Source organism: Thermodesulfobacteriota bacterium, assembly GCA_040756475.1.
Lineage (GTDB): Bacteria > Desulfobacterota > Deferrisomatia > Deferrisomatales > JACRMM01 > JBFLZB01.
This window is the reverse complement of record JBFLZB010000299.1, coordinates 1-3367: the sequence shown is the minus strand read 5'-3', so window position 1 is coordinate 3367 and position 3367 is coordinate 1. Positions and strand designations below refer to the sequence as shown.

Sequence of the window (3367 nt, the reverse complement as noted above, 5' to 3'; positions counted from 1 at the left end):
CCCGAACCCTCCGGGCGCACGCTGTGCGCCCCTACGCGCCCAGACGCCGGGGTTCCCTCCCCAGCGGGTCCACCCACACGATCCGGAAGAGAACCTTTTTTCTCGCCTTGGCGGCCCGCGGGGCGAGGTGCGCATGGGAAATCCCCCCTGCCTTTTCCAAGGGGGGGTCATGCGTAGCCAATTCGGACCGGGCGCACAGCCTTGACAAGCCTCATCCATCAGACCAGATTGGTCACCTCACGGACGACTCCTCTGGAGGAGACCGATGCACACTGCTGCCGTCAGCGAGCTCAAGGCGTCCCTGAGTGAGTTTCTCGCTCGGGTGAAGGCGGGCGAAGAGGTCGTGGTGACCGAGAGGGGGCGCCCGGTGGCACGCCTGGTGCCCCTGGCGCGAGCCGCCGAGGGCTTCCCGCCCCACCTGCTGGATCTGGAACGGGCCGGGCGGGTGCGGCTCGGGCAGACCCAGATCCCCGAGGATTTCTGGACCCTTCCCCGCCCACAGGACCCCAGAGCCTCCGCCCGAAGAGCCCTCCTCGCAGAGCGGGAAGACGGCCGATGAGGTTCTGGGACTCCTCGGCCGTGGTCCCTCTCTGCGTCGAGGAAGAAAGTTCCCCCATCCTTCGAGAACTGGCCCGGTCCGAAGGGGCCCTGGCGGTGTGGTGGGCCACGCCCGTGGAGTGCCAGTCCGCATTTGCACGGAGCCGTAGGGATGGCAGCCTGACCCCGGCGCAAGAAGACGATGCCAGGGCCGTTCTCCGCGCCCTGTCGGCCCTGTGGACCGAGATCCAGCCCGGCGAAGACGTCCGCGCGGTGTGCGGACGCCTCCTCCTTACCCACCCGCTTCGAGCGGCGGACGCGTTGCAGCTCTCCGCGGCCATCCTGTGGGCCGGAGGGCGCCCCAGGGGCGAGGCGTTCGTCTGTCTCGACACGCGCCTGCGCGAAGCGGCCCACAAGGAAGGTTTCCGCGTGCTTCCCGCCTTTCAGGCTCCCATGACCTAAGCGTTTGCTGCCGCCGGTGCCCTGCGGCAGCGCCCACGAGGCGCTGTTGCGGCACTGGAGATTGCCTCCACGGCAAGACCGGGGTACCGTCTTCCGGGAAGCGATCGCCCCCAAAGTTCGGTCCGGCCCCCTGAGGGGGCCGGGGAAGGCAAGACCATGAGATACCGCGTCCGACTCGTCCACACGGAGGAAGGCGTTTCTGTTTCCTGCCCGGGGCTCCCCGGCTGCTGGTCGCAGGGCAAGACGGAAGCGGAAGCCCTCGAAAACATTCGCGACGCCATACGCGACTATCTGGCCACGGCGGTGGCGTACTTCGGGGTGTAGGAACCGGACCCCCGGGGGGAGAGACCGGCGCGCTGCGGCGCGCGCACCCTTCCCCGACTTAGCCCTCCCCATCCGAGAAAATCCTCTCCCCGCGCGGTCTTGCGCGGGACCCTCCCTCCCCGGCTACGCAGTGGCACACCCGTTGCTTTAGCCCCCTGCGTACCCCCAGCACACGCGGCCGCCGGGCTCCGGCGGCTCTGAACTAACGCGCACGCCGACCATCGCAAGGAGGGATGTCCATGAGCCTCATGATCAACCAGAACATCACCGCCCTCAACGCCTGGCGAAACCTCAACAAGACCGACCGGGAGATGAGCGGCGTGATGGAGAAGCTCTCCTCCGGCCTGCGCATCAACCGCGCGGCGGACGACCCGGCCGGGCTCGTCATCTCCGAGCAGATGCGGGCTCAAGTGGTAGGACTCAAGGCAGCCGTGAAGAACTCGGAGAAGGGCGTCTCCATGATCCAGACCGCTGAGGCGGCCCTGGACAAGATGCACACCCTCCTCGACCAGATGCGGGCGCTCGCCATCGACTCGGCGAACAACGCGACCAACGACGCGAACATGCTGGCCGCGAACCAGGCCGAGATCGAAAACGCGATCGAGACGATCAACCGCATCGCCAACAACACACAGTACGGCACCAAGAAGCTTCTCGACGGAACCAACAACAACAACGCGGTCCTCTCGGACCCGGGAGGGACCGGCCTCACCAGCGACAACGTGGAGGCCTCGACGCTGGCGACCGGCACCCACTCCCTCACGATCACCGCCGCCTCGATGGCGTCCACGACCATCGGAGCGGGTACAGGGGTCGTGGTAGCGACCCCGGCCAACAACACCCTGGCTGCGGGCAACCACGTGCTCACCACCTCCGGAACCATGGACGTGGTCAGCCCGGCCAGCGCGATCACCCGAGCGAGCCTGGGGGGCACCGACTCCACCTTTACGGCCACGAGCGGCGGCATCTACACCGGCACCCAGAACACCACGTATTCCTTTACGGTCACGTCGGCCGGAGACGAGCAGGCGATCGGGGCCGCCACCGTGTCCTGGACCAACGCGGTGACCGGGCAGACGGGCACCTTGAGCGGGCTGGTGGCCGACGCGGCGGTGGGGGTCGAACATGGCGTGACCGTCGCCTTCGGGGCAGGGACCTTCGACCTTGGCGACACCTTCTCGATCGGCGTCACGGCGAGCACCGCATCGGCCACCCTGGACAACGGACCCGCCGTGAGCTTCAACCGCAGCAGCACCGCCCAGACCATGACTAGCGGCAACGGCGGCGGGGGAACCATCGACCTGGACTTCTCCGGCTACAATGGAACCGCCATCTCGGTCACCATCGTCGAGACGAAGGCTACATACAACGGAGTTCTCGACGGCGGCGACGCGGTCAGCTTCCAGGCGGGTCAGAACAACGTGAGTTTCAACACCGGCCTGGCCGAAGGCGGCACCCTGACCCTCAACTTCGGGTCCACCGTGGCCGCCGGCACCGCCGTATTCGCCAATACTGACAACTCGCTGGTCTTCCAGATCGGCGCCAACCAGAACCAAACCGTGAAGATCGCGATCCGCGACGTCTCCGCCGATCAACTGGCCAAGGGTGTGACCAACACCAGCGGCTTCAACAGCCTCTCGCAGATCGACGTGACCACGGCCCAGGGAGCCCAGGACGCTCTGGCCCTCATCGACAAGGCCATCGACCAGGTCTCGACCATCCGGGGCAACCTCGGAGCCTTCCAGAAGAACACCCTGGAAGCCAACCTGGACAACCTGCGGGTGGCAGCGGAGAACTTGCAGGCCTCCGAGTCGGTGATCCGCGATACCGACATGGCCGCCGAGATGGCCCAGTTCACCAAGTACCAGATCATGATGCAGGCCGGCACCGCCATGCTGGCCCAGGCCAACCAGGTGCCCCAGAACCTGCTGCGGCTGCTGCAAGGGTAGGGAGATTTTGGACGGGATAACGGGATGTTCGGGATAAGAAGCGGCGTAGGTCGGGGCTTGCCCCGACCTATACGGGGCGCGTCGGGGCAAGCCCC

Annotated in this window: 4 protein-coding genes; all 4 read left to right on the top strand. The window is 66.9% G+C overall.

Annotated features, from left to right (window positions below; genetic code table 11):
* Positions 1-265: 265 nt before the first annotated feature.
* The 4 genes from AB1578_22765 to AB1578_22750 all read left to right on the top strand — a co-directional run bounded on the left by AB1578_22765 (position 266) and on the right by AB1578_22750 (position 3272).
* Positions 266-559, top strand: coding sequence for a type II toxin-antitoxin system prevent-host-death family antitoxin (locus AB1578_22765; GenBank protein ID MEW6490721.1), 294 nt, complete (start codon positions 266-268; stop codon positions 557-559).
* Complete coding sequence (locus AB1578_22760) at positions 556-999, top strand: type II toxin-antitoxin system VapC family toxin (GenBank protein ID MEW6490720.1); 444 nt, start codon at positions 556-558, stop codon at positions 997-999. The genes AB1578_22765 and AB1578_22760 overlap by 4 nt, the downstream gene beginning before the upstream one ends.
* A 156-nt stretch (positions 1000-1155) precedes the next feature.
* Positions 1156-1323, top strand: a complete 168-nt coding sequence (locus AB1578_22755) for a type II toxin-antitoxin system HicB family antitoxin (protein ID MEW6490719.1) — start codon at positions 1156-1158, stop codon at positions 1321-1323.
* A 239-nt stretch (positions 1324-1562) separates the two neighbouring features.
* Positions 1563-3272, top strand: coding sequence for a flagellin (locus tag AB1578_22750; GenBank protein MEW6490718.1), 1710 nt, complete (start codon positions 1563-1565; stop codon positions 3270-3272).
* The last annotated feature ends 95 nt before the right edge of the window (positions 3273-3367 follow it).